Origin of the sequence: Gilliamella sp. ESL0443 (genome assembly GCF_019469165.1) — a bacterium.
In the GTDB taxonomy this organism is placed as follows: domain Bacteria; phylum Pseudomonadota; class Gammaproteobacteria; order Enterobacterales; family Orbaceae; genus Gilliamella; species Gilliamella apicola_E.
In genome coordinates this window covers 1,399,774-1,426,327 of record NZ_CP048263.1, presented here as the reverse complement: position 1 = coordinate 1,426,327, position 26,554 = coordinate 1,399,774, and the positions used below count along the sequence as shown (strand labels likewise).

Here is a 26,554-nt window from a genome sequence, read left to right as displayed (position 1 = left end):
CTATAATTTTAATTTTTTCAAGCAATAAATTAAATAACTAATTAAACTCTCAACGACTTTATTTTGATGTAACTTATGTTTTGCACAATATCTCATTTGGCTCGAAGTGGTAGCTAATAATAAGGGTGTCATTTGCCATGGAGAATTATTTTTTGCATCCAAAAAATATTTTGAACATTCATAATTTTCAGCCCATTTGTGCCAAGGTTTTGTAGGTCCAATATAATGAATTAATATAGTTGCATCGGTTATAGGATATTTGCGAACTTTATTTGATTTATATTTTAACTCGTAATTAATACTAATTTGTTGGTTATATTTTCTATCAAGGTACTTAACTTTATCCAATAATAATAGATTTAACACATCTTGATCTAAATGGGTAAATTTCTTACGTAAGTTCTCGTTTGTTAGCAATTTTAATGCTTTTTCATTTATATTATTCTCTTTCCATTTTTTCAGATTAACTAGTAGAAAACCTGCGTTAAAATAACCATTCAATAATTTATTTTCATTAAGCCTTTTTGCACATTTTTCCCACCATATTGGGTCTTTTTCAATAACTACATAAGCAATATTGTTATCAAATTCTAAGTTAAATAATTCTGCTAAAGACCCTTTACATACAATATCAGCATCCAAATAAAGGATTTTGTCTATTTTATTGTAAAAATAATCTGCGACAATGAAACGGAAATACGTAGCTAATGTCCAGTTTTTTGTTGTTGGTAAATTAGTAAAATAAGAATCTTCCACTAAATATATAGTTATCTGGGTTTTATATTTGTCTGTTAATTGTTGTAATTTTTGCTGAAAATCATCATTAATAGAATTTGTGAAAATATGAAAATTAAAATTGAGTTCTGAATTAGTTAATAAGATAGACATAATTGAAACAGCACAGCCTAAAAAAAAGTTTTTATCAATTCCATAAGCAATGTTTAACTGATTGATATTAATATCACTAGTGGTTCCAATTGTAATTTTTTTTTTAATAACACTACTCGCATTAAAATACATTGCTAGTTTCCTGTTGCATTATTTGAACTAAATTAACTTCTATCTAATTTATTATTATTGTTATTGAGTTATAATAAATCATGTTTATTACTTATTGAAAAATTCACGAAAATCGATGTGTCTGTTCTTTTTAACTTAATATTATCTGTTGATCAGTTTAAATAGTGATAGTTAATTTAGATATTCTTTACATTATTATATAGGTTATAGAAATTATTTCTAGTTGAAAAAGAATTGCAATTAAATTTAAATTCACAAAGTATGTATAGTATAATTCGACTTCAAATAAACTTATTTACTTTCTTATGTCAAATAAATATAGCTCTCTGAATACCATTAAACAATTGTGGCCTTTTATTTATCCCCATAAAAAAGCTTTAATTGTTGCAATTTTTGCTCTTTTATTGAATGCCGCAACTGATGCAACATTAATTTCATTAACTAAACCTTTATTAGACAATGGATTAATGGATAAAAATTATGAATTACTTATTCTTTTTTCAGTTGGTATTATTGCATTAATCGCATTACGTGGTTTGTCTAACTACTGTTCAACCTATTGTCTTTCTTGGCTTTCAGGTAAAGTAGTAACTAAGTTTCGGCAATTAATTTTTGATCATTTAGTCAAAAGTCCTATTAATTTTTTAGACAAAAACCCAGTTGGTGAGCTTGTTACTGTTATTACATATAACACACAGCTGTTATCTAAAGCATCTTCTGATGCGCTTATCATATTAGTAAGAGAAATAGCTTATGCTATCGGGTTATGCATAGTGATGTTTTATGGGAATTGGAAATTGGCACTAGTCCTTATTATTGTCGTACCTTTAGTTATTTTTATTGCTCAATTTATTGCAAAAAAATTCCGAAATTCACTTCTTTCTATGCAAAAAGGGATAGGGAATATCACAACAGCTGCCGATGAAATGTTAAAAGGTCATAAAGAAATACTAGTTTTTAATGCTCAAAAACACGAAAAAAACAATTTTTATACAATCAATAAAATTTTTAGACGAAGCTTATTAAAAATCGTATTAGTGTCTGGATTGTCAACTCCTATAATTCAACTAGTAGCCACATTAGCGTTAGGTTTTATTTTATTTCTTGTGGCAAACCAAACTATAGATATTACTCCTGGATCTTTTACTGTTGTTTTTTCTGCTATGGTTGCTGTTATGAGACCTTTAAGAGAATTGACGAGTGTTCATCTTGAATTACAAAAAGGCTCTGTGGCCTGCGAATCGCTTTTTGGGCTTTTAAATTCCCCTTTAGAGGAAGATAATGGAACAGTTGAGTTGCAGCGGGCAAATGGGGAAATTGAATTTCATCAAGTAACCTATACTTATCCTTCAAGAACTACTCCTTCTTTAAATAATATAAGTTTTAAAATCAAGCCAGGTGAAACAGTAGCATTGGTCGGTCGTTCTGGTGCAGGAAAATCAACTATAGCAAGTTTGATTCCAAGATTTTATGATGTAGAAAAAGGGGAAATATTGCTTGATGGTATAAATATTAAAAATTACACGCTAAAATCGCTACGTAATCAAATTGGATTTGTATCACAAAAAGTGCATTTATTTAATGGTACTATAGCTGACAATATTGTGTATGGTGCCAAAAATAAATATAAGAAACAAGATATTATTAATGCAGCAATTCAGGCTAATGCGATAGAATTTATCGAAAAATTAGAACATGGTTTTGATACAGAAATTGGCGATAATGGTATTTTACTTTCAGGTGGACAACGACAACGAATTGCGATCGCCAGAGTGCTTTTGCGTAATAGCCCAATATTAGTTTTCGATGAAGCTACTTCAGCGTTAGATAATGAATCTGAACGATTAGTTCAACAAGCAATAGAAAATTTACAAAAAAATCGAACTTCTATAATTATTGCTCATCGATTATCAACTATTGAACAATCTGATCGTATATTAGTTATTGATGATGGAAAAATAGTCGAAGAAGGCCCACATAATAAGCTGGTACTTGAAAATGGTATTTATGCCAAAATGTACCAAATGCAATTTAATTCTTAATAAAAAAATTTTATGAAAAAAAATATTCAATCAGCTCATAGTGATATCGATAAAGATGCTTCAACATGGCAAACTTTTTCCAAGTTATGGCCTTATATTGCCAAACATAAATTAATTCTTTTATTATCAATAATTTTACTCGTTATTAGTGCTTTTGCTGATACTTCATTGATTGGTATGCTACAACCTTTATTGGATAAGGGATTTGTTCAAAACGATCAGCAATTTTTAATTATGGCTCCTTTCTATATTTTTGGGTTAGTTCTTCTGAGAGGAGTTGCTAATTATGGATATTCATTCTTTTTATCTTTTATTTCCACAAAAATCGTACTTAAAATTCGTCAACAACTTTTTAACCATTTTGTTGATGCACCAGTAAGTTTTTATGATAAAAACTCAACAGGAAGATTACTTTCACGTATAACCTATGATACCGACCAAGTCGCTTCATCTTCTTCTGATGCATTAATTACAATTGTTCGAGAGTCTGCCTTTATTTGTGGGCTTTTTTATACAATGTTTATTAATAGTTGGGAACTATCTTTATCATTAATTATCATTACTCCCATTGTGATAGGTTTAATAACTTTTATATCGGTAAAATTTAGGAAATTAGCTAAAAACATGCAAAATTCGATGGGTGGGGTAACTATGTCCGTCGAGCAAATGTTGAAAGGGCATCGTGAAATCATTCTTTTTGGTGCGCAAGATGAAGAGTCTAAAAACTTCAATAAAGTAAATAATAAATTTCGGCGAGATGGTATGAGACTAGTCTCAATATCAGCTTTATCAACACCTATAGTTCAACTTATAATTTCCTTTGCCATTGCGTTTGTTCTATTAATGGCGAGTAACCCTGATTTGAATATTACACCTGGTCAATTTACAGTTGTTTTTTCTTCACTAGTTGCGTTGATGCAACCAATAAAAAGTCTAACAAGTGTTAATGCTGATTTTCAAAAAGGTATGGCTGCTTGTCAAACTCTATTTGCTATTTTTGAACAACCAATTGAAAAAGATGATGGCAAAATAAATATTCAACGGGTACAAGGCGCCATTGAATTTAAAAATGTCAGTTTTACTTACGAAAGCAGACAAGAACCAGCTTTACAAAATATTAGTTTTTCAGTCGAACCATATAAAACCATTGCTTTGGTTGGTCGTTCTGGCTCAGGAAAAAGTACAATAGCAAGTTTGCTTACTCGCTTTTATGATATCAGTAACGGTGAAATTTTGATTGATAACCATAATATTCAAGATTTAACACTAAGTTGTTTACGCAATCAAATTGGTTTGGTTTCACAAAATGTACACTTATTCAATGATACTGTTGCAAATAATATTGCTTATGGCCGAGTTGGAGATTATTCACAAGAGCAAATAGAGGAAGCAGCTAAACAAGCCTATGCCTATGATTTTATAATGGGACTTGAAAACGGATTCGAAACAATTGTTGGTGAGAGTGGTGTATTATTATCTGGTGGTCAACGCCAAAGGATTGCTATAGCAAGAGCGTTATTACGAAACACTCCTATTTTAATTCTTGACGAAGCAACTTCAGCCTTAGATACAGAATCAGAACAAGCAATACAAAAAGCTTTAGATGATTTACAAAAAGGGCGAACATCGCTCATTATTGCACATCGTTTATCCACCATTGAAAATGCTAATAAAATATTAGTAATAGACAGTGGTAAAATTATAGAGCAAGGTACCCATAAAGAGTTGTTGTCATTAAATGGATTGTATGCAGATTTGTATCAAATAAATTTTAATAAATAATATCAAAAATTAATAATAAATAATTTGCTAAAATTTTTCACTTTAGGATCTTAAAAGTAAGATGATAAATAAATTTTTGAAGTTTATTAAATTCTTAAATAGGCAGCGGAATTTAAAAATTAAACCAATAAAACTAGCTGTTAAATTAGCTCTTTTAAATCGAAAAAAAAAGGTAAGATCACCGTTAACTCCGAAAGAGTACCTTTCAGCAGCTATTTTAATGAATGATCAAGGTATTGGTGATGCAATAGTTACCTCTTATTTGATTAAATCTTTAAGAGAAAATAGATTAAAAGTATATGTTGTAGTTGAAAAAAGAATTGCATTTCTATTTGAACAATTTATTACCGTTGATGGTGTTATATTGTATGATAAAAAGAAAGGGATAAAGCAATTTAAAAAACAACTTAATAGTTTATCTATTGACGTAGCTATTGATCTTGTTGATAAAGGTCATAATAGTATAAGACGTTCTCAAATAATTTTAGCGATTAATCCTTTACATGCTATAGGTTTTAATCAAGAAAAATATAAATTGTATGATACATCGATTTTTTATGATCAATATACATCACATATTTCAAAGAGAAGTGAACAAATTTTAAAACTATTAAATATAGAAGCTGATTCAATTAAATATCATGTGAATCTTCCTGATCAAGCTCATGAATCTGTAGAAAAATTTATTAGGCCCTATTTATTATCAGGTAAAAATATTATTATTTTTAACCCTTATGGTTCCAATATAGCAAGAAGCTTTTCTGATACACAAATTGAAACTATTTTATCTTTCCTATCTCACTATGATAATTGTGTAACTATAGTAGTTGGGGAGCCGAATAAAATAAAACATATTAAGACCTCAACAAATATCATTATTAATCCGTTAGGCTCCTTTTTTGAAACTGTAGCTTTGATTAAGTTCGCAACTTTAGTTATTACCGTTGATACTTCAATTGTACATGTTGCATCGATATATGATAAAAAAATGCTTTGTATATATAATAATCGAATAATTGATAATAAATTTATTAATAACTTTGTATGGGGACCTAACTATCCTAATGCATTGCAAATATTCACTAAAGAAAATCTTGGTACAGGTCTAGGTGATCCAATTGCAAATCTTAATCCAAACATTGTACTTGAACAGTTAAAAGAAGAATTAATAAAATTAGAATGAAATAACGCTCTAAATAGAGATAATTTTAAATGGATTGAAATATAAATTTCAAAAATTCAATTGGAAATGTTATTTTTTCCTAAAAATTAGGATATTCATTTAATTAAAATTTATTTCTATTTTAATTTTTTTATTTGTCAAAAGAAAGAATCAGCTAAATCCTAAGTTTGTTAAAAAAGATTTTTAATCAGAAATGATTACATTGACGATATAATGATCATAACACCTTTAAACATTTCCGGATAGATTTAAAAATTCAAAGTCTTTTTATATTTAATTATCAAATTATTTCAAATGGTTATAATAAAATTTGATTTCAGATAAATAATATATAGAAGATATCATACAAATATGGAATTGTGAATAGATAAAGATATCTGGTTACCTAATAATAATATGGATAAACAAAAAATTTTTTATGTTAGTAATAATACATTTAAGCCTGATAGATTAATTACAACTATGCATAAATATATTTAATTAAATTAAGACTGTTTCTTTATTTTCAAAACTAAATAAAGCAAATAATACTTTAAGCTACTAATCAAATTTTTATCTTTAAGATGAGATTTGGCATAAATACGATAATCATTAACCCGCATTTTATACTTATAACTTTTAAGAGGGGTATTTGCCCAAGGGGTGAAGTGTTTATAAAAATTATACAAATTTTGTGCAAGTCCAGTGTGTTCTTGATACCACATCTTTCTTGCACCAGTAAAATGAATTATGTATGGTAACGATTTTTTGTTGTAAAAAAATGTCTCTTTTTGCTTGTCATTTATCCAGGTAAATAAATAATTCCATTTAGGATCTATCCATAAAACTTGATTTTGTAATACGACATTTAAAGCATCTTGATCAGGATAAATTAGATGTTTTTTTTCAGACGATAGTAATATTTGATTAACTTTATTTTCAGTATCAAACTCAATCCACTTATTAACATTAATATACAAAAAACCAGAGTTAAAATAATTAGTTGAATTAAGTTGAAGCCTTTTCTGGTTTTTCAACATATTTTCTTTGTCTAATGAATCGGGCGTTACACCACAAACCACCGAATCTATATTAATATCCGAAATTGAAGAAATATTAGCAAAACATAAAGTATCCGCATCAAGATAAATGAATTTATCAACAACACCCTTTAATAGTCTGGGAACTAATAGTCGTATATACATCGACCGATTAATATGTTTGACTTTGTAATTTTGAGTATCAGAATATTTTGTCAACTCATCTAAAGGGATTGAATGTAGCGTAATTGAAGGACTAAGTTGTTCTAACTTCTGTTGTTCCTCTAGCGAAACATCATACAAAAAAACATGAAAATGAATATTATTATTGAGATTATTATGCATTATAGAACTTATCGACACACCTACATGTTCAAGATAATTTGAATCAGTACAATATGCGATATTAATAATATTATTCATTCCAGACACTCTTAAATAACTAATCGTGATATTTAGTCATTACCCAATTAATATGTCAATATAAAATTGATTATTACTTCATTGTTTAATTTAACGTATGTTACAATGTTATTTCAAATTTTCTAAAATCATCCTTAAATATTAGTAAAAATGAAAGAAAATCTTTTTATCAAAAAAATCTCTACATTATTTGAAAATGCTCAAGCATCTTTAGAAACCACACATATTGCATTTTGTTTTGATGACAATTATGCAATGCCAGCAGGAATAGCGATGTCCTCAGTTATCTCAAATAATATGGATAAAAATCTGGTATTCCATTTATTTGCTAATAATGTAACTAATGAAAAAATATCAATGTTTAATCAACTAAACAACGATAATGTTAGCATAATTTGTTATGAAATAGGGGATGATTTTTCGATTAATCCTGATACATTAGTATTGCATGTGTCTGCCTCAACCTGCTTACGATTTGTCGTTCCTCAGATATTAAATAAAGTGACTTCGCGAGTTTTGTATTTAGATTGCGATGTACTTTGTACAAATAATCTTAATGAATTAATTCACACTGATTTAAGTGATAAATATGCAGCAGTGGTACCTGATGTTGATAAAACGCAAGAAAAACAATGCCCAGCTTGTGATATCCCTTACGGTGAATATTTTAATGCCGGAATGATCTATATTAATACTGATATGTGGGTAGATAATAATCTTACTGATAAAGCGTTTGCTATGATAAATAGCGGTAAAGTATATAAGTTTGCTGATCAAGATGTTTTAAATATATTAATGCAAGGTAAAACTGTTTTTCTTCCTAAAATTTATAATCAACTTACATCACTTACCGTTGGTGGTAATGAAGATAATTTGTTAAGTGAAGATACTGTTATTATTCATTATGTTACCGGCAATAAACCATGGTATCAGTTATATTTAACTCCACTTTATCAAACTTATATTGCTTCTTCACCATGGGCTAATCAAAAATTATCATTGGCTAATGAAAATGCGCCTTCAACTACAAGACGGTATGCAAAATTGTTAGCTAGTCAGAAAAAGTATTTTTCGGCGTTCAAATATTATTTACTTTATCTTAAGCACAAAGTTACTAAAAAACGATAAGGATGTTCGTCGTGATTCAAGTTGATAGATTTATTAACAAAAGAAATGAATTACTGTCACATAATTTTGACAATAACCAGTCTGTTTTGCATATTTTATTATGCTTTGATGATAATTATGCATTATCAGCTGGTATAAATATTTTATCTATTTTTGAAAATAATCCTTTAAGACCGATTCATTTTCATTTATTTACTCATAATCTATCTGATGAAAATAGATTTAAATTTAGTGAAATAAAGTTCGATACTATATCAATAACTGAATATATTATTAATGATCAGTTTAAAGTCGATCAAAAAAATACCGAACAATTTCCACTTTCAGCCTGTGTTCGTTTAATAGCACCAATATTATTAAAAAATACTACTGATAAATTACTCTATGTTGATAGTGATACTTTATGTATTAATAGTTTATCAGATATTGATAGTATTGATTTAAGTGGTATTTTAGTCGCCGCGGTTGCTGACGAACCATATATGCAACAATCTCAATGTACTAAATATCATATAGTTGAAGGCTCTTATTTTAATTCTGGTGTTATGCTGATTAATATTCCTCTTTGGTGCGAAGACGAAATTACTGATAAGACATTAGAACTATTGAATAGTGGTGAAAAGTACCAATATCCAGACCAAGATGTTTTGAATATTTGTGTCGGAGAAAAACGATTAATATTGCCAAGAAAATTTAATAATTTATTAGCATTATCGGTTAATGGTAATGAAGATGCAAATGTCCCTAGCGAAACTATTTTTATTCATTATATAACGAAAAATAAACCTTGGCATGAGCCTTATCGTTCTAAATTATTTGATGCTTATTTAGAAAAATCACCATGGCAGAATGACAGTTTACCTTTGTATAATCCTAAAAAAACCTCTTCAATTCGTGCTTATTCAAAGTTAATGCTTAAGCAAAAAAAATATCTATTAGGAATAAAGCATTATCTAATTTATTTGAAAACTAAGTTTAAAAAGTAATACTAAAATATATACGGTTAATAGATATAAGCTTATTTAGTCAATAGATTTGAAACTTAATCTATTTCTAACTAAGCTTTTTCTTTATAGTGAATATTCATGTATATATTTTTGTCTGGGTTATTGCTATAGTATAGCTTGTAATTTAGATAACTGTTTATTTATAATTTCATCTCAACTTTATGAATATTTTATTTTTTTCAAACGTTAGCTTATTTCTTAAATAAATTTTCCAATATACATAGACAAATTGGGCTTATCTTCTAATTAGGTGCATTTTAAGTGATTAATGATTTTGCAGAAAATGGTTTGCTTGCGACAGCTATAGATGGTTTTGTTGCTAGAGAACCACAAAGACATATGGCAAATAAGGTCACTGAAGCAATAAATGCACAAAAGTCATTGGTGGTCGAAGCGGGTACTGGAACGGGTAAAACATTTGCTTATTTAGTTCCTGCATTACGCAGTGAGAAAAAAGCAATAATCTCGACAGGCTCCAAGAATTTACAAGAACAGTTATATAGTAAAGACTTACCCATTATCAAAAAAGCTTTAAACTATACTGGTAAAATTTCACTTCTTAAAGGTCGAGCCAATTATCTCTGTTTAGAGCGCATGTATCATCAATATGCTGCTGCCGGAGATTTAGATAAGAATTTACGAACTGATCTGGTTCGGGTTAAAAATTGGTCAATCAAAACAAAAGATGGTGACATTAGTAAATGTACAACTGTTACCGAAGATAATCCAATTTGGCCAATTTTAACTAGCACAAATGATAATTGTTTGGGTAGTGATTGTGAACATTACAACGATTGTTATGTGGTTAAAGCTCGTAAAAGAGCCATGAACGCTGATATTGTTGTTGTTAATCATCATCTATTTTTAGCTGATGTTGTTGTGAAAGATACCGGATTTGGTGAATTAATTCCTAAAGCTGATGTGATGATATTTGATGAAGCGCATCAACTTCCTGATCTTGCGTGTCACTATTTTGGTGAGCAGTTAACAAGTCGACAACTGTTCGACTTAGCTAAAGAGATAAATTTGGCTTATAGAACAGAAGTCAAAGACATGTCACAACTCCAGCAGTGTGCTGATAAACTACAAAAATGTACCCAAGATTTAAGATTGTTGATAAGCCAGCAAAATAATAAAGGAAATCTTCGTTATCTATTCAATCAAACCAATATTAAACAAGAATTATCTTATTTATTTGATGCGCTTGATTTTTGCAAAGAAGTTCTGTTATTAGCGATAGGGCGATCCACAACTTTAGATAATTGTTATGATCGAGTTAACCAATACCAGCAATTATTAAAAAAATTGTCCGAAACTCATGTACCAGGTTTCAGTTATTGGTATGAAAGTTCATACAGCTCTTTCCTCTTTGCATTAACTCCATTGTCGGTAACGGAAAAATTTGAGGAATTATTAATCCAGCGTAAAGGTGCCTGGATTTTCACATCAGCAACATTATCAGTTGATAATCAATTAGATTACTTTACCAAACGTTTAGGTTTAACTAATGCAGAATCATTAATTTTAGAAAGCCCATTTGATTATACCAATCAGACTATTTTGTGTGTACCACGTTATATACCATCACCAAATGAAAGGGGCAATGCTGAAAAACTTGTCAATATTTTATTACCGGTTATTGAGGCAAACAAAGGGCGTTGTTTTTTCCTTTGCACATCTTATGCAATGATGAATGCATTAGCTGAACATTTTCGCTTACATACCGAGTTACCGGTTTTAGTTCAAGGTGAAACAAGCAAATCAAAACTTCTTGAACAGTTTATTGAAAGTGGTAATGCACTATTAATCGCAACGAGCAGTTTTTGGGAAGGGATTGATGTTAGGGGAGATACTTTATCTTGTGTTATTATAGATAAATTACCGTTTACCTCACCAGATGATCCCTTAATGAAAGCGAGAATGGAAGATTGCCAAATGCAAGGTGGCGATGCCTTTAATGAAGTGCAATTACCTGAAGCCGTTATCACCTTAAAACAAGGTGTTGGGCGATTAATCCGTCATCATAATGATCGAGGAGCAATTATTATTTGCGATAATAGATTAGTTATGCGACCTTATGGGGCAACGTTTATAAATAGTTTACCACCATCGCCAAGAACCCGAGATGTTAATAAGGTAATCAATTTTTTATTATCTAACAACCAATCAGATAATCTGGAAACCAAATGAGTACTATTTTAGCCATTGATACTTCGACAGAAGCTTGTTCTGTAGCTCTATATTTTCAAAATGAAATCACTCATGATTTTATGATTTCGGCACGTGATCATACTAAAAAGATCTTACCAATGGTTGATAAAATTTTAAGTCAATCAGGTTGCACGCTTTCACAACTTGATGCTATTGCTTTTGCTCAAGGTCCTGGTAGCTTTACTGGAGTAAGAATAGGTATTGGTGTAGCTCAAGGATTAGCATTAGGAATTGATAAACCGATGATAGGTGTCTCAACTTTGATGACCCTAGCGCAAGGCGCTTATAGGAAAACAGAGGCAAAGAAAGTCATACCTGCGATAGATGCTAGAATGGGCGAAGTCTATTTAGGACAATATGAGTATCAAAACCAAAATTGGCAAACGATCATTCCAGAATGTGTCGTCAAACCTGAAAATGTAATAAATAAAATTCAAAAAAGTCACAATGATTATTATTCAGCAGGTACGGGTTGGCAAACTTATCCTGAAATGTTAACAGGAACTAAGCCTAGTGAAGTATTCTTACCAGAAGCACAAGATTTGGTGGTTATCGCTCATCAAAAATGGTTAAGAAAAGAAGTTGTTAAAGTTGAAGATGTCGAGCCAACTTATTTGCGTAATGAAGTTACATGGCAAAAATTGCCGGGGCGTTAAGATAAACCACCGAAATGGTTTATCTGTATTTGATGTGCAAAAGTATTTAGTCTTGAAATAATCCCAAATTAGCTTTGGCATATGCTTCAAAATCAGTACAGCCACCAATTGGTTTTTCATCAATAAAAATTTGCGGTACGGTTTCAACCGGTTTACCAACACTTTTAGAAAGATCTTCCTTGGTAATACCTTCTGCATTTATATCTACATATCGATATGAAAAATCATCACGTTCTTGAGATAACTTCTCGGCAAGCTCTTTAGCTCGCACACAATATGGACATCCTTGACGTCCAAAAATAACAGCGTACATATTTCACCTCTATGAGTTAAATTGAATAAAATTACTATACTTTAGTTTTGAATAAAAAAAAGTAGATAAATCTAGTTGATATAATAGATTATATCTATTGATATTACATCCGCATAGCGTGTAAGGTATACGTTTTAATCATTTAAATGATTAATTGATTATTTTATAGCTGCTTTTATTAAAAAAAGTTGAGGAACGGGGTTTTTTAATTCTTTAAATTGATGCTAATTTGATATTACTCGCTATAATTTAAATTTCAACCATTAAATGGATGTCAAAATGCTAAAAAAAATAATAGTTATTTTTTCATTAACCTTATCAATAACAGTGTTTGCGGCACAAAAAGAGTGTGCTGTAAAACCCAATTACGATATAGTGATAAATAAAGACAACATCCAAATCGTAAATAAGTCGAATGATTTGTCGATCAAGAATGATGGCAAAGTAATACTTAATAAGAAAACAATATCAGCTAGCCCTCAATTACGTAAAAATCTCAATGAATTTCAAAAAAGTCTAAGATCACAATTACCACTACTAGAACAACAATCATTAGATTTATTATTGGAAGTAAAAGTTGCTTTTGATCTAGCAATAACAAGAAAATTAAGTGATGACCGCGAACTACATGGCGAATTAAATAAATTATATAAACGATTAGTTAAGTTATTACATCGTTCAATTATTACTGAAAATGGAACAACAAAATTTTATTACCAAAACTTTAATAAATTAAAAAAAGATGGACAAGATATCGGCGAACGTATTTTTTATAATGTTGTGGGGGGAAGTATTTTAGAATTTAACTTCTTTAAAAACTTCGGTGCCATCAAAGATATCTCAAAAAATGAATGGAAAGCTCAAAAACCTAAACTTAAAGCATTCGATTCACATATTTGTTCGGTAATTACTGATATAGACAAACAATATCAACAGATTTTAACAGAACTTAGTCAATCAACCGATAAGTGAATAGACAATAATAAAAACTTTTGCGAGAATACCCCATTCATTGGGTAAAAGAAGTAATCGCTTATGACTGCAAAAATAATTGATGGTAAAGCGTTAGCGCAGCAAATACGTAACGAAATAGCCAAAAAGGTAAAATCACGGACTGAACAAGGTTTATCTGTTCCAGGACTAGCTGTTATACAAGTTGGTTCTGATCCCGCTTCTAAAATTTATGTTAAAAATAAACAAAAAGCTTGTGACGATGTCGGCTTTGCTTCTTTTGCTTATGATTATCCATCTTCAACCACTGAGGCATTATTAGCGTTGATCGATGAATTAAATCAACGAGCCGATGTTCATGGCATCTTAGTTCAGCTTCCATTACCAGATAACATTGATAAGACAAAAGTGTTAGAGCGTATCGATCCTCGTAAAGATGTTGATGGTTTTCATCCTTATAATATTGGCCATTTATTACAACGCGATCCGATATTACGCCCATGCACGCCGTATGGTGTTGTTAAAATGTTAGAATCAACCGCCATTAATTTATCTGGCTTAAACGCAACAGTTGTAGGCGCATCAAGCATTGTTGGACGTCCTATGGCGTTAGAATTATTGTTATTAGGTTGTACCACAACGATTACTCATAGCAGAACTATTGATTTAGAAAAGCATGTTCGTAATGCTGATATTGTTGTTGCGGGTGTTGGAATCCCTAACTATGTTAAGGGAGAATGGATCAAACCTGGTGCTATCGTAATTGATGTTGGAATTAACCGTTTACCTGATGGCAAACTTGTTGGAGATGTAGAATTCGATATCGCTAGCCAACATGCTGGTTGGATCACACCTGTACCTGGTGGAGTAGGGCCAATGACGGTTGCAATGCTAATGAGTAATACATTAGAGGCATGTGAAAGATTTAGCGAGTAAGTCTAAGATAATAGACAGATTTGTATTATGATTTTTATGAATTAAAAAATGAAAATAAGGACATCTTATGATTATATTTCATACTTCTTTAGGTGATATTAAGATCAATACTTTTGATGATAAAGCTCCTGAAACAGTCAAAAATTTTGTTGAATATTGTAAAGAAGGTTTCTATGACAACACTATATTCCATCGAGTGATTAATAATTTTATGATTCAAGGTGGTGGATTTGAGCCAGGTATGAAACAGAAAAAAACCAAGGCTCCAATCAAAAATGAGGCTGCTAATGGTCTAAAAAATAGTCGTGGTACTTTAGCTATGGCACGTACAAGTGATCCTCATTCCGCGACGGCTCAATTCTTTATTAATGTCGTTGATAATGATTATTTAAATTATCGTTCTTCTGATATTAATGGTTTTGGTTACTGCGTATTTGCTGAAGTTGTGGATGGCATGGATGTTGTCGATAAGATCAAAGCCGTTAAAACTGGCCGTAATGGAATGCATTCTGATGTGCCAGTTGAAGATGTCGTGATTAAGAGTGTAACGGTTGAATAATCCTGTTCGCTTTTTTATCGCAGATATTCACCTCGGTGAAAACGAGCCTGCTGCACATCATTTTGATATTACAGCAGGCTTTTTGTCATTTCTTAAACAATTACCTAATGGCTGTGAACTCTATATTCTAGGGGATTTGTTTGACTATTGGGTGGGGGATGATGTTGATTCAACACTACACAAGCAGATTTCGGATGCTTTAAATGAGTTATCCTCAAAGCAAATTAAAAAGTTTTTTGTCCACGGTAATCGTGATTTTCTGATTGGTAAAGACTATGCTAAACGATGTGATATGACCTTACTAGGTGATATTAATTGTTTAGTCAATCAGGATAAAAATATTGTTTTTTTACATGGCGACCTGCTTTGTATTGATGATCATCAATACCAAAAATTCCGAAAAATCATGCATAAAAAGTGGCTACAAAAGTTATTTTTATTCTTACCATTATTTATTCGATTAAAAATTGCGACGAAATTACGAAAAGAGAGTAGTCAGCATAATCAAATAAAATCAGAAACGATCATGGATGTAAATCCACAAGCAGTGATTGATATGATGATTGAGAATAATGCCAATATAATGGTTCATGGCCATACTCATAAACCTGCAACCCATCATCTAACCATTAATGGTGAATCAGTAACCAGAATAGTATTAGGTGCTTGGCATGATGGTATTTCATATATAAAACAAGAAGAGAATAGTACTACATTAAAGCTTTATAGCCAGTCTTTCAAATAGTTACTTTGTAATATTTGTTCTGTCGTACCGAAGTCTATTAATTTCCCCTGTTCTAACACGGCTACATGCTGAGCAATACGTTTGACTTCATTAATATTGTGAGTGACATAGATAATAGGTATGTTCAAGTCACTCACTAGTTTATTAATATAGCTTAATAACTCCTTTTTACGAGGCATATCTAAAGCGGATAAAGGTTCATCCATCAATAATAATTTGGGGTTGGTTAATAAAGCTCGACCAATAGCAACTCGCTGTTTTTCACCACCTGACAGCATCGCTGGATAACGATCAAGTAGTGAGCCAATATTGAGCACAGTGACAATATCATCAAATTTTTCTGTATCTAACGATTTTGCCCCATAAGTTAAATTTTTGATTACTTTATAATGAGGAAAAAGTAGCGCATCTTGAAAAACAGTACCAATTTGTCTTTTCTCTGGTGTGACAAAAATATGTTTTTCTGTATCGACTAAACTATCTTGTTTTAAATTGATATAACCATTATCAGGTTTGATTAAACCATTAATAAGGTTGATAAGTGTTGATTTTCCCGAACCAGAAACCCCTAAAATAGCAGTCACACCTTGGCAGTTAATTTCATGTTTAAATTCGAAAACAAACGAGGCAAGTTTTTTGCTTACATTGATATTTAACATTATCGCTATCCTGTTAATTTCTTTTTATGCCAACGATTTAGCATCTCTGAAACGAATAAGGCAACTAAAGATAAAATGATCGAAACAATACAAAGTCGTAATGCTCCTGACTCGCCATCTGGGGTTTGTAATAAGGTGTACATTGCTAATGGAAGGGTGCGTGTTTCTCCTTGAATGTTTGATACAAAGGTAATTGTCGCGCCAAATTCACCCAAGCAACGAGCAAAACCGAGCACGACTCCCATTAAAATCCCAGGGAAAGCTAACGGTAACGTGACAGTCATAAAGACTCGAAATGGTTTAGCACCTAAGGTTCGAGCTACATTTTCTAAACGTGAATCGATCGATTCAATTGCTAATCGAATCGATCGAACCATAAGCGGGAACGCAACCACAGCAGAAGCTAAAGCTGCACCTTGCCAATTGAAGCTAAAGCTTAAATGAAAATATTTATCTAACCATTCGCCAATAAAGCCATGGCGACCCATTGTTAAGAGTAGAAGATAGCCTAATACTACTGGAGGTAACACTAAAGGCAAATGGACAATGCTATCAAATAGTGATTTACCGATAAATTGACATTTTGCTAAAATCCAAGCTGTCAACACACCTATTGGAAGGCTAAAGACAATTGCTGCTCCTGCTATTTTCAAGCTTAACAGCAATGTTTGCCATTCATACTCAGTTAACATCATCTTGTTTAAATTCTATTCAGTTATAAAACCATATTTTTGGAAAATCTTTTTGGCAGTTTCAGAACTTAAATATTGATAAAATTCTTTTGCTTCAGGTTTAAGTAATGTGATCGGATATTCAATTGGCGTAAATGTCTCAGCGGGAAAGCTACCAATAATTTTCACTTTATCACTTACTTTCGCATCAGTACTGTAAACAATACCTAATGCAGCTTCATTACGCTCAACTAACATTAATGCATCACGGACATTACTTGCTGGCGCCATTTGAGGCAATAATTTATCAAATACGCCTAAATTGGTTAAAGATTCCTTAGCATAAAGCCCTGCAGGTACATGGTCAGGATCACCAACAGCTAACCTTTCTCCTTTTGGTAAAATGGCTTGCCAATCAGTATTTGCATTAATTTCTACCTTTTCTAATTTAGATTGTTTTGGAGCAATCAATACTAATCCATTTTTTAACAAATTCTGTTTATCTGCTGCAACTTTGTGTTCAATAAGATAATTCATCCACTTTTGGTCAGCAGACATAAATATATCAGCAGGTGCCCCTTGTTCAATTTGTTTGGCTAATACAGAAGATGAAGCAAATGAGAAAACAATTTCTGCATCTTTGTAAGTAGTTGCAATATCTTGCATTGCATTCGTAAGTGATGCTGCTGCAAATACCGTAATTTTTTGGGTGGCAGATGTTGTTAAACTGACGAGTAAAGTTACTATAAATAGTGATACACCAATGATTCTACGCATTTTATTCCTCACATTCGTTATATAATGAACTATATAGCGATGCTATCAAAATTTATTAATAAAGTACAATCAAACTTTAAGCAGTACACTATTTTTATTCTTTACGAATATGGCTAAGGACATTTTTTGAAGGAAAAGAAAAAAACGTCTACAATAGATTTACTTTTTTATTGAAAGTAGCTTGTTTATTCAATTAAGGCATAAAGTAATGCTGTCACCAGAAATATTATTAACTTTAAACATAAATCAGCAATTATTTACTGATCCCAGACGAATTGCCTTATTAAAAGCAATAGAACTAACTGGCTCACTAACCCAAGCGGCTAAGAAAGTCGGTATTAGCTATAAAACTGCTTGGGATGCGATAAACGAAATCAATCAGTTATCACCAAAACCTTTTTTAATAACAGCAACGGGTGGTAAAAATGGCGGAGGTACAAAACTTAGCGCTTATGCGGTAAGGTTTATTCAGCTTTATGATCTCTTAACTCAACTCCAATATAATGCTTTTAATATTCTAAATGATGACAATATTCCTCTTGATGATATATTAAAAATAACCGCTAAATTATCATTACAGACTAGCGCCCGTAATCAAATCTATGGCAATGTTTCGAGCATTGAAACTAACAATATAGCTGGGTTTGTAAAAGTAAAATTAAATGATAACCAAACTGAATTAAAAGCTTATATAACTCAACAAAGTATTGCGCGTTTAAAATTGAATATTGATAAAACTGTTCTTTTATTGATTAAAGCACCTTTGATTGAATTGAATGATTTAAATGAAAATCAATTGAGAGTTAAAGTTGAAAAAATAGTAAGCGATGGTCAATTATCTGAGATCTCATTTTCATTACCTTCCGGTATGATGCTTTATGCTAATAAATCAACCAGTGAAATTAATCATCTAAAATTAACCGAAGGCCAAAAAACTACCATATCCATCCATCCCCAGAACATCATTGTTGCCACATTAGTCTAGCAGTTTGAGGTATTTATGTTACAAATTGAAAATGCAGTATATAAAATAAGTGATTTCAACGTTTTTAAAATTGAATCATTGACTATCAATAGTGGTGACATTGTCGCTTTTGTAGGTCGAAATGGCTCAGGCAAGTCGGTATTGGCTAAAGCATTAGCTGGTAATCAACCGTTAGTGTCGGGTAAAGTTATCAATCAATTTAAATCAATAGCGCATATCTCATTTGAGCAACTTCAAAAAATAATAGATGATGAATGGAAACGCAATAATACCGATATGCTTAGTGACAACGAAGATGATACTGGATTAACTACAGCAGAAATTATTCAAGAAGTTAATCAAGATGCCGAACTTTGCGAACATTTAGCCCGACAATTTGGTATTGAACATCTGTTAGATCGTCGCTTTAAATATCTCTCAACCGGTGAAACACGCAAAACATTGATATGTCGCACATTAATGAGTCGACCGGAGCTGCTAATTTTAGATGAACCGTTTGATGGTTTAGATGTTGCATCTCGAGCAAACCTAGCTGAAAAACTTAAACAACTCGCTGAAAAAAATATTACGATTGTAATGGTGTTGAATCGTTTTAATGAAATCCCAATATTTGTAAAAAATATTGGAATACTTGCTAACTGCCAGCTATTGAAATTTGGACCCAAAGACACCATATTAAATGACGTAGCCATCAAGCAACTTGCGAATTTAGAACAGCTATCAAACTTTACTTTACCCGAACCGGATGAAACACCCATTCAACTACCCGATACATTAGACCGCATTATATTAAATAATGGTCATGTTCAATATGATGGAAAGGCAATTATTAATGGACTTAGTTGGTTGGTAAAAGCGAATGAAAATTGGCAGATCATTGGTCCAAATGGCGCAGGTAAATCGACATTATTAAGTCTAATAACTGGCGATCATCCTCAGGGTTATAGTAATGATTTGACGCTATTTGGGCGAAAACGAGGGTCTGGCGAAACAATATGGGATATTAAACGTCATATTGGTTATGTCAGTAGTAGTTTTCATCTTGACTATCGAGTTAGCTTGAGTGTGGAAAATGTATTGGTATCGGGGTACTTTGATTCAATTGGGGTCTACCAAGCGATTAGTGATAAACAAGCAAAGTTAGTTAAGCAATGGTTACAATTATTAAATTTGACTGATTTAGCCGATAAACCCTTTCAATCATTATCTTGGGGACAACAGCGATTAGTATTGATAGCGAGAGCTTTAGTGAAACATCCAACATTACTTATCTTAGATGAACCGCTACAAGGACTGGATCATCTAAATAGAGAACTAGTAAAAAATTGGATTGATAATTTAATTGGTAAAGGTCGTACACAATTATTGTTTGTTTCACATCATGCAGAAGATGCACCAAAATGCATCACTCATCGATTAACTTTTGTGCCAAATGATACTGTTGGCTATCAATATAAAATTGAGCGTATCAAATAATGGATTAGTTATAGACTATTAAAATAAGACTTAAAAATAGAAATAATCAATAAAAAAACTTTTTTTTAGTGGCGTTTTTTTAAGCTAAAAATTTAAAAAAGTCTATATTGATTATACTTAGCAAGTTATCCCCGTTGCCTGTGGATAAGTCTGTGAATAGTTAATTGAAAAGTGTGCTAACTTCAATGTCTATCAGGTTTTTATTTAATTTGATTACAACTTAGCCATGATTTTAATAATTATTATTAATCATAACGTTACGATAAATCAAGGTATAGTTTTAATAATGTCTTAACAAACTTTTAACTTAACTGAACAAAAAATATAACATTTTTAAAGGTCAAGTGTTTTTGGGGATAATTTTTATTAATAGGTGAAATTTTAGGTTGCGATGTAATGAGAAAATTTAAATTATGTTCTGATTTTAAACCAGCAGGTGATCAGCCGGTAGCAATTGATCGTATAAATCAAAATCTTGATGATGGAATTGCGCATCAAACATTATTAGGAGTAACAGGATCTGGTAAAACTTTTACCATGGCTAATGTTATTGCAAAGCATAATCGCCCAACAATTATTTTAGCGCCTAATAAGACTTTGGCTGCTCAACTATATGGTGAAATGAAAGCGTTCTTTCCAGATAATGCGGTGGAATATTTCGTCTCTTATTATGATTATTATCAGCCAGAATCTTATGTTCCGTCTACAGACACATTTATTGAGAAAGATGCATCGATTAACGAGCACATTGAACAAATGAGACTATCGGCAACCAAATCATTATTAGAACGCCGTGATGTTGTTATCGTTGCTTCGGTATCGGCTATTTATGGTTTAGGTGCACCTGAAACTTACATGTCAATGATATTACATTTGGCAAGAGGGACGATTACTGACCAACGCGCAGTATTAACGCGCTTAGCAGAATTACAATATACACGTAATGAAATTGGCTTTAGTCGCGGTACTTTTCGTGTTCGTGGCGATGTAATTGATATATTTCCAGCTGATTCAGATGAACATGCAGTGCGTGTTGAGCTTTTTGATGATGAAGTTGAAAGAATAGTCATATTTGATCCATTAACAGGTAATGCAATTAATGAAGTACCACGTATTACTATTTATCCAAAAACACACTATGTCACACCAAGAAATATCATGGATGACGCAATTGTCGAAATTAAGCAAGAGCTTCAAGAACGCCAAAGAGTATTGTTGGACAATAATCGTCTACTAGAAGAGCAACGATTAACTCAACGCACACTATTTGATATTGAGATGATGACAGAGCTTGGTTATTGTTCTGGGATAGAAAACTATTCTCGTTATTTGGCAGGACGAAATGCAGGCGATCCGCCAGCAACATTATTTGATTATTTACCGGCTGATGGCTTATTGTTTATTGATGAATCGCATGTAGCAATCCCACAATTGGGTGCAATGTATAATGGTGATAGATCGCGAAAACTTAATCTGGTTGAATACGGTTTTCGATTACCTTCGGCTTTAGATAATAGACCATTAAAATTTACAGAATTTGAAAATATCATGCCACAAACAATTTATGTTTCGGCAACACCTGCTAAATATGAAATTGAAAAATCAGCAGGTGAAATCATCGAACAAGTGGTAAGACCTACAGGATTATTAGATCCAATCATCGAAGTTAGGCCTGTGGCTACTCAAGTTGATGATCTTTTGTCTGAAATTAAATTACGCATAAACCAAGACGAACGCGTTCTTGTGACCACATTGACTAAGCGAATGGCTGAGAATTTGACAGACTATTTATCAGAACATAATGTCAATGTTAAATATTTGCATTCTGATATCAACACTGTTGAACGAATGGAAATTATTCGCGACTTGCGTTTAGGTAAAATTGATGTATTAGTTGGTATTAACTTACTTCGAGAAGGATTAGATATCCCAGAAGTATCATTAGTCGCAATTTTAGATGCTGACCGAGAAGGATTTTTACGTTCAGAAAGCTCATTAATTCAGACCGTGGGACGCGCAGCTCGAAATGTTAATGGTAAAGCAATATTATATGCTGATAAAATTACGCCAGCAATGCAACTTACTATTGATGAAACTGCAAGGCGTCGTAAAAAACAGGAAGATTTCAATCAGGAACATGGTATTACACCAAAATCAGTGCGTAAAGAAATCAAAGATATTTTAGATGCAGGTTTAAGCACTAAAAAATCAACGGCTAAAATTCAAGCCTTTGAACAAGGTGGTCAGTATAATTATGTTTCAATAAAAGAAGTTCAGGCAAGAGTTAAAGAACTTGAAGCCATGATGTACGAAGCTGCTCAGAATCTTGAATTTGAAAAAGCAGGTGTATTACGTGATGAGATTAAAAAATTGCGTTCGGATTTTATAAAGGTATCTTAATAATTAGTCTTTAAGGAAAATATAATGACAATAACACGAATAGATCCTGCGGAAAGGTGGTCGGAAGCCGTAATTCATAACAATGTAATTTACTATACTAGTGTACCAACTGATTTGAGTGATGATGCTTATATACAAACTAAAAGTGCATTAGCTGAAATAGATCACATCTTGGCTAGAGCAAATAGTGATAAAACTCGCATTCTTGATGCGACACTATTTTTAGTAAATAAAAACGATTTCTCTGCCATGAACAAAGCATGGGACGAATGGGTAGCAAAAGGAAAAGCGCCTGTTCGTTGTACCGTTCATGCAGGGTTAATGAAAAAAGAGTATTTAATTGAAATAAAAATTGTTGCGGCAGTGAGTCCGTAATATACAGATAATTATCCGTCATAATCTTGGCGGATATTCTCAATCTGATAATTTAACTTATTGATAATCAACCTTACTTCTTGCTAGCCCATTCATTTAATTTTAGTGTATACTTTGAACACTTAATATTTTATATCTTCCTATAAACGTTTATGCATACTCAACCTAAAATTGCCATTGTAATGGGATCGAAAAGTGATTGGAGTACCATGCAACATGCTGCGGATATCTTAGATACTTTAACCATTGCTTATCATGTCGAAATTGTTTCTGCACACCGAACACCCGATAAATTGTTTGAATTTGCGCAAAATGCCAAATCACGAGGTTTTGATGTGATCATAGCTGGAGCAGGTGGGGCTGCGCATTTACCTGGTATGTTAGCGGCGAAAACACTAGTACCAGTGTTAGGTGTTCCAGTTCAAAGTGCAGCGCTTAGTGGTATTGATAGCCTTTATTCTATCGTACAAATGCCTAAAGGTATTCCTGTTGGAACATTAGCTATAGGTAAAGCTGGAGCGGCAAATGCAGCTTTATTAGCTGCACAAATTCTGGCATTGCATAACCCAGAGATCTATCTACGTTTATCAAATTGGCGATTGAGTCAAACTGATGAAGTTTTGAATAATCCTGATCCGAGAGTCGATATTTAATATGACAATGCAATCTGTTTGTGTTTTAGGAAATGGCCAGCTAGGACGAATGCTTAGACAAGCTGGTGAACCTTTAGGAATCCATGTCTATCCAGTTGGCTTGGATGTTGATCCTGCAACCATCCCTTACCAAAGTTCAGTCATTACTGCTGAAATTGAGCGTTGGCCCGAAACAACATTTACTCAACTCTTAGCGAGCCACCCCCACTTCATTAATCGAGATGTATTTCCAATAATAGCAGATCGTTTAAGTCAAAAGCAGTTACTTGATGAGCTTAATTTACCTACGGCTAAATGGTACCCGCTTAATAATGAAAATGATTGGCCGAATTTATTTAAAAATTTGGGTGATTTATTAATCGTTAAACGTCGAACAGGTGGCTATGATGGTCGAGGCCAATGGCGCATAACTGCTCACGATTCGATTCCAGACGATGTTTATCAACATGCTATTGTTGAACAAGCCATTCCTTTTGAAGAAGAGCTATCACTAGTTGGTGCCAGAAATGCCAAAGGTGAAACTGTCTTTTATCCATTAACAAATAATTTCCATCAAGATGGCATTTTAAAAATGAGTGTTGCCATTCCTGGTAAAAATAATACATTGCAGAATAAAGCTGAACAGATGCTTTCAAGCATCATGCATAAACTCAATTATGTAGGCGTTATGGCGATGGAATGTTTTGTCATGGGTGATAACTTATTAATTAATGAATTAGCCCCAAGAGTACATAATAGCGGACATTGGACCCAAAATGGGGCATCTATTAGCCAATTCGAATTACACTTAAGGGCAATTTTAGGACTACCAATGCCTAAACCGGATGTTTTTTGCCCATCGGTCATGGTGAATTTGATTGGAACAGATTTTAATCTCAAATGGTTATCAGTTGATTTAGCGCATCTACACTGGTATGAAAAAGAAGTAAGAGAAGGGCGAAAAGTTGGACACATCAACCTAACTCATAACTATAGCCCAAAATTAATTGAAGCATTAAAGCAATTATCCTTTTTATTACCAGCGGAATATAGTCAACCAATAGCGTGGGCAAAACAAAAATTATAGCTGATTAAATCAAGGGACTGCGATATGATCGACTTTAGTAAAAAAATTAATTATCAACGATATGCAAGTAAACCGCGTGAAGCATTTGATGATTACTCGGTTTTACGCTTTTTCGAAAGTGATCGTGGTCGCATCCTTAATTCTGCTGCCATTAGGCGTTTACAACAAAAAACACAAGTATTTCCTTTAGAGCGTAATTCTGTCGTTCGAACACGCCTTACTCATTCAATGGAAGTACAACAAGTTGGTCGTTATATTGTAAAAGAGATTATTTATCGACTTAATAAATCTGGACAATTAAAAGCCTTTGGCCTTGAAAATTCAGTTATGTCAATTGAAAGCTTAGTTGAAATGGCATGTTTAATGCATGATATAGGTAATCCACCATTTGGTCACTTTGGTGAAGCGGCAATCAATCATTGGTTTGGTATGCGTTTAGGTATAGATAAAACGTCATGCTACTCAGTGCTTAATATTCAGGATACTGATGATAAATCAACTCAATCATTAAAATTAAAAATACGCCAAGATCTCTCTAATTTTGAGGGTAATGCACAAGCGATTCGATTAGTTCATACGATTTTACGACTCAATTTAACTTACTCGCAAATTGCGTCAATTCTTAAATATTCGAAACCAGCTTATTGGTCTGATCCTATACCTGATGAATTTAATTACTTAATGAAAAAACCTGGGTATTATCTATCTGAAGAGTCTTTTATTAAAACACTTTCGGAACAACTTGATATCCAACCTTTCCATCGTTATCCGCTCACTTATATTATGGAAGCAGCAGATGATATTTCTTACTGCATCGCCGATCTTGAAGATGCTGTAGAAAAGAAAATTTTAACTGTTCAGCAGCTTTATCATTATTTAAAAGAAGCATGGGGACCCGTTAAAAAAGGTGATTTATTTGATGAAGTTGTGAATCGCCCTTATGAAAATTTGAAAAAGAATGAATTTGAAGCGATAGGTATCGACCAGTTTTTTATGTATCTGCGCGTAAATACCATTGGTCAACTCGTACCTCATGCAGCTGAACGATTTATCGAAAACATCGAAGCAATTTATCATGGTTCCTTTAATCATGCTCTACTTGAAGATCATGGTGCGGAATATAAATTACTTAGTATCTTCAAAACAGTTGGCTTTGAACACATCTTTAACCATGAAACGGTTGAAAATATCGAACTGCAAGGTTACCGAATCATTACTGGATTGCTAGATATCTACAGCCCACTTTTAGCTATGCCTACTGATGATTTTATAAAATTAGTCAAAACAGGTAATCACAAAAAATATCCTATCGAAACTCGGTTGTATCACAAACTATCAGCAAAACATTGCGTAGCTTATCAACAAGCACTTGAGCAGATAGACAATCAACACTTTGATTGTTGGGAATTTTACTATCGTTGTCGTTTAATTCAAGATTATATCAGCGGTATGACTGACCATTTTGCTTATGATGAATATCGAAAATTAATGGTAACATTCTAATTTGGCACATTTAA

The 26,554-nt window shown here is 32.3% G+C and carries 24 protein-coding genes; 18 read left to right on the top strand and 6 right to left on the bottom strand.

Features of this window, described 5'->3' with window-relative positions; all coding sequences use genetic code 11:
* Positions 1-1,020: a glycosyltransferase gene (locus GYM76_RS06495; RefSeq protein ID WP_220224955.1), complete on the bottom strand. Its 1,020-nt coding sequence runs from the start codon at positions 1,018-1,020 to the stop codon at positions 1-3.
* Positions 1,021-1,325: 305 nt separating this feature from the next.
* Here GYM76_RS06495 and msbA (GYM76_RS06490) point away from each other — a divergent pair, with 305 nt between their 5' ends.
* The 3 genes from msbA (GYM76_RS06490) (at position 1,326) to GYM76_RS06480 (ending at position 6,027) form a co-directional block, all read left to right on the top strand.
* Positions 1,326-3,062 carry a lipid A export permease/ATP-binding protein MsbA gene (msbA, locus tag GYM76_RS06490; RefSeq protein WP_220224954.1) on the top strand — a complete coding sequence of 579 codons (1,737 nt, stop codon included), beginning with the start codon at positions 1,326-1,328 and terminating at the stop codon, positions 3,060-3,062.
* A 12-nt stretch (positions 3,063-3,074) separates the two neighbouring features.
* Positions 3,075-4,844: a lipid A ABC transporter ATP-binding protein/permease MsbA gene (gene msbA / locus GYM76_RS06485; RefSeq protein ID WP_065563058.1), complete on the top strand. Its 1,770-nt coding sequence runs from the start codon at positions 3,075-3,077 to the stop codon at positions 4,842-4,844.
* A gap of 61 nt (positions 4,845-4,905) precedes the next feature.
* Complete coding sequence (locus tag GYM76_RS06480; protein WP_220224953.1) at positions 4,906-6,027, top strand: glycosyltransferase family 9 protein; 1,122 nt, start codon at positions 4,906-4,908, stop codon at positions 6,025-6,027.
* 485 nt (positions 6,028-6,512) lie between these two features.
* Here the strand turns inward: GYM76_RS06480 and GYM76_RS06475 are convergent, their stop codons facing one another.
* Complete coding sequence (locus GYM76_RS06475; RefSeq protein ID WP_220224952.1) at positions 6,513-7,469, bottom strand: glycosyltransferase family 8 protein; 957 nt, start codon at positions 7,467-7,469, stop codon at positions 6,513-6,515.
* Between the two features lie 150 nt (positions 7,470-7,619).
* Between GYM76_RS06475 and GYM76_RS06470 the strand changes: the two genes are divergently transcribed.
* The 4 genes from GYM76_RS06470 to tsaB all read left to right on the top strand — a co-directional run bounded on the left by GYM76_RS06470 (position 7,620) and on the right by tsaB (position 12,471).
* Entirely contained in the window at positions 7,620-8,597 is a 978-nt protein-coding gene (locus tag GYM76_RS06470; protein WP_220224951.1) for a glycosyltransferase family 8 protein, read from the top strand.
* Positions 8,598-8,608: 11 nt separating this feature from the next.
* Positions 8,609-9,583 carry a glycosyltransferase family 8 protein gene (locus tag GYM76_RS06465; RefSeq protein WP_220224950.1) on the top strand — a complete coding sequence of 325 codons (975 nt, stop codon included), beginning with the start codon at positions 8,609-8,611 and terminating at the stop codon, positions 9,581-9,583.
* Between the two features lie 282 nt (positions 9,584-9,865).
* Positions 9,866-11,794: an ATP-dependent DNA helicase gene (locus GYM76_RS06460; RefSeq protein ID WP_220224949.1), complete on the top strand. Its 1,929-nt coding sequence runs from the start codon at positions 9,866-9,868 to the stop codon at positions 11,792-11,794.
* The gene (tsaB, locus tag GYM76_RS06455; RefSeq protein WP_220224948.1) at positions 11,791-12,471 is read left to right on the top strand and encodes a tRNA (adenosine(37)-N6)-threonylcarbamoyltransferase complex dimerization subunit type 1 TsaB; all 681 of its coding nucleotides are present in this window, start codon (positions 11,791-11,793) and stop codon (positions 12,469-12,471) included. Before GYM76_RS06460 ends, tsaB begins: the two co-directional genes overlap by 4 nt.
* Before the next feature lie 46 nt (positions 12,472-12,517).
* Here the strand turns inward: tsaB and GYM76_RS06450 are convergent, their stop codons facing one another.
* Positions 12,518-12,784, bottom strand: coding sequence for a GrxA family glutaredoxin (locus GYM76_RS06450; protein ID WP_065562576.1), 267 nt, complete (start codon positions 12,782-12,784; stop codon positions 12,518-12,520).
* Positions 12,785-13,063: 279 nt separating this feature from the next.
* On the opposite strand from GYM76_RS06450, the gene GYM76_RS06445 reads away from it, so the two are divergent.
* The 4 genes from GYM76_RS06445 to GYM76_RS06430 all read left to right on the top strand — a co-directional run bounded on the left by GYM76_RS06445 (position 13,064) and on the right by GYM76_RS06430 (position 15,975).
* Positions 13,064-13,756, top strand: a complete 693-nt coding sequence (locus GYM76_RS06445; RefSeq protein WP_220224947.1) for a DUF2884 family protein — start codon at positions 13,064-13,066, stop codon at positions 13,754-13,756.
* Positions 13,757-13,819: 63 nt separating this feature from the next.
* On the top strand, positions 13,820-14,671 hold the full coding sequence (gene folD, locus GYM76_RS06440) for a bifunctional methylenetetrahydrofolate dehydrogenase/methenyltetrahydrofolate cyclohydrolase FolD (protein WP_220224946.1): 852 nt from the start codon (positions 13,820-13,822) through the stop codon (positions 14,669-14,671).
* Between the two features lie 67 nt (positions 14,672-14,738).
* On the top strand, positions 14,739-15,230 hold the full coding sequence (gene ppiB / locus GYM76_RS06435; protein ID WP_065562573.1) for a peptidylprolyl isomerase B: 492 nt from the start codon (positions 14,739-14,741) through the stop codon (positions 15,228-15,230).
* Positions 15,223-15,975: a UDP-2,3-diacylglucosamine diphosphatase gene (locus tag GYM76_RS06430; protein ID WP_220224945.1), complete on the top strand. Its 753-nt coding sequence runs from the start codon at positions 15,223-15,225 to the stop codon at positions 15,973-15,975. Before ppiB ends, GYM76_RS06430 begins: the two co-directional genes overlap by 8 nt.
* On the opposite strand, the gene modC is transcribed toward GYM76_RS06430, so the two are convergent.
* From modC to modA, 3 genes are read right to left on the bottom strand one after another with little or no spacing between them, the layout of a single operon-like run.
* Positions 15,954-16,634, bottom strand: coding sequence for a molybdenum ABC transporter ATP-binding protein (modC, locus tag GYM76_RS06425; protein ID WP_220224944.1), 681 nt, complete (start codon positions 16,632-16,634; stop codon positions 15,954-15,956). The two genes, GYM76_RS06430 and modC, sit on opposite strands and share 22 nt — an antisense overlap.
* Positions 16,635-16,639: 5 nt before the next feature.
* Positions 16,640-17,329, bottom strand: a complete 690-nt coding sequence (gene modB / locus GYM76_RS06420; RefSeq protein ID WP_220224943.1) for a molybdate ABC transporter permease subunit — start codon at positions 17,327-17,329, stop codon at positions 16,640-16,642.
* 12 nt (positions 17,330-17,341) lie between these two features.
* Positions 17,342-18,082 carry a molybdate ABC transporter substrate-binding protein gene (modA, locus tag GYM76_RS06415; protein WP_220224942.1) on the bottom strand — a complete coding sequence of 247 codons (741 nt, stop codon included), beginning with the start codon at positions 18,080-18,082 and terminating at the stop codon, positions 17,342-17,344.
* 208 nt (positions 18,083-18,290) lie between these two features.
* Here modA and GYM76_RS06410 point away from each other — a divergent pair, with 208 nt between their 5' ends.
* From GYM76_RS06410 to dgt, 7 genes are all read left to right on the top strand, one after another.
* On the top strand, positions 18,291-19,067 hold the full coding sequence (locus GYM76_RS06410; protein ID WP_220224941.1) for a TOBE domain-containing protein: 777 nt from the start codon (positions 18,291-18,293) through the stop codon (positions 19,065-19,067).
* 15 nt (positions 19,068-19,082) lie between these two features.
* Complete coding sequence (modF, locus tag GYM76_RS06405) at positions 19,083-20,543, top strand: molybdate ABC transporter ATP-binding protein ModF (RefSeq protein WP_220224940.1); 1,461 nt, start codon at positions 19,083-19,085, stop codon at positions 20,541-20,543.
* Between the two features lie 396 nt (positions 20,544-20,939).
* Positions 20,940-22,943, top strand: a complete 2,004-nt coding sequence (gene uvrB / locus GYM76_RS06400; protein WP_065562566.1) for an excinuclease ABC subunit UvrB — start codon at positions 20,940-20,942, stop codon at positions 22,941-22,943.
* Positions 22,944-22,967: 24 nt separating this feature from the next.
* Entirely contained in the window at positions 22,968-23,318 is a 351-nt protein-coding gene (locus GYM76_RS06395) for a RidA family protein (protein ID WP_065562565.1), read from the top strand.
* 152 nt (positions 23,319-23,470) lie between these two features.
* The gene (gene purE / locus GYM76_RS06390) at positions 23,471-23,971 is read left to right on the top strand and encodes a 5-(carboxyamino)imidazole ribonucleotide mutase (RefSeq protein ID WP_065562564.1); all 501 of its coding nucleotides are present in this window, start codon (positions 23,471-23,473) and stop codon (positions 23,969-23,971) included.
* A 7-nt stretch (positions 23,972-23,978) separates the two neighbouring features.
* The gene (gene purK, locus GYM76_RS06385; RefSeq protein ID WP_370632619.1) at positions 23,979-25,037 is read left to right on the top strand and encodes a 5-(carboxyamino)imidazole ribonucleotide synthase; all 1,059 of its coding nucleotides are present in this window, start codon (positions 23,979-23,981) and stop codon (positions 25,035-25,037) included.
* Positions 25,038-25,061: 24 nt separating this feature from the next.
* Entirely contained in the window at positions 25,062-26,540 is a 1,479-nt protein-coding gene (dgt, locus tag GYM76_RS06380) for a dGTPase (RefSeq protein WP_220224938.1), read from the top strand.
* Positions 26,541-26,554: the final 14 nt, after the last annotated feature.

Excerpts from the sequence above, each read along its gene's own strand:
- GYM76_RS06450 (WP_065562576.1), bottom strand. The coding sequence starts at position 12,784 with ATGTACGCTGTTATTTTTGGACGTCAAGGATGTCCATATTGTGTGCGA.
- purK (WP_370632619.1), top strand. The coding sequence starts at position 23,979 with ATGCAATCTGTTTGTGTTTTAGGAAATGGCCAGCTAGGACGAATGCTT.
- modC (WP_220224944.1), bottom strand. The coding sequence starts at position 16,634 with ATGTTAAATATCAATGTAAGCAAAAAACTTGCCTCGTTTGTTTTCGAA.
- ppiB (WP_065562573.1), top strand. The coding sequence starts at position 14,739 with ATGATTATATTTCATACTTCTTTAGGTGATATTAAGATCAATACTTTT.
- GYM76_RS06480 (WP_220224953.1), top strand. The coding sequence starts at position 4,906 with ATGATAAATAAATTTTTGAAGTTTATTAAATTCTTAAATAGGCAGCGG.
- purE (WP_065562564.1), top strand. The coding sequence starts at position 23,471 with ATGCATACTCAACCTAAAATTGCCATTGTAATGGGATCGAAAAGTGAT.
- uvrB (WP_065562566.1), top strand. The coding sequence starts at position 20,940 with ATGAGAAAATTTAAATTATGTTCTGATTTTAAACCAGCAGGTGATCAG.
- folD (WP_220224946.1), top strand. The coding sequence starts at position 13,820 with ATGACTGCAAAAATAATTGATGGTAAAGCGTTAGCGCAGCAAATACGT.
- GYM76_RS06410 (WP_220224941.1), top strand. The coding sequence starts at position 18,291 with ATGCTGTCACCAGAAATATTATTAACTTTAAACATAAATCAGCAATTA.
- msbA (WP_220224954.1), top strand. The coding sequence starts at position 1,326 with ATGTCAAATAAATATAGCTCTCTGAATACCATTAAACAATTGTGGCCT.
- GYM76_RS06470 (WP_220224951.1), top strand. The coding sequence starts at position 7,620 with ATGAAAGAAAATCTTTTTATCAAAAAAATCTCTACATTATTTGAAAAT.
- GYM76_RS06475 (WP_220224952.1), bottom strand. The coding sequence starts at position 7,469 with ATGAATAATATTATTAATATCGCATATTGTACTGATTCAAATTATCTT.
- modF (WP_220224940.1), top strand. The coding sequence starts at position 19,083 with ATGTTACAAATTGAAAATGCAGTATATAAAATAAGTGATTTCAACGTT.
- modB (WP_220224943.1), bottom strand. The coding sequence starts at position 17,329 with ATGATGTTAACTGAGTATGAATGGCAAACATTGCTGTTAAGCTTGAAA.
- dgt (WP_220224938.1), top strand. The coding sequence starts at position 25,062 with ATGATCGACTTTAGTAAAAAAATTAATTATCAACGATATGCAAGTAAA.
- msbA (WP_065563058.1), top strand. The coding sequence starts at position 3,075 with ATGAAAAAAAATATTCAATCAGCTCATAGTGATATCGATAAAGATGCT.
- GYM76_RS06495 (WP_220224955.1), bottom strand. The coding sequence starts at position 1,020 with ATGTATTTTAATGCGAGTAGTGTTATTAAAAAAAAAATTACAATTGGA.
- GYM76_RS06395 (WP_065562565.1), top strand. The coding sequence starts at position 22,968 with ATGACAATAACACGAATAGATCCTGCGGAAAGGTGGTCGGAAGCCGTA.
- tsaB (WP_220224948.1), top strand. The coding sequence starts at position 11,791 with ATGAGTACTATTTTAGCCATTGATACTTCGACAGAAGCTTGTTCTGTA.
- GYM76_RS06445 (WP_220224947.1), top strand. The coding sequence starts at position 13,064 with ATGCTAAAAAAAATAATAGTTATTTTTTCATTAACCTTATCAATAACA.
- modA (WP_220224942.1), bottom strand. The coding sequence starts at position 18,082 with ATGCGTAGAATCATTGGTGTATCACTATTTATAGTAACTTTACTCGTC.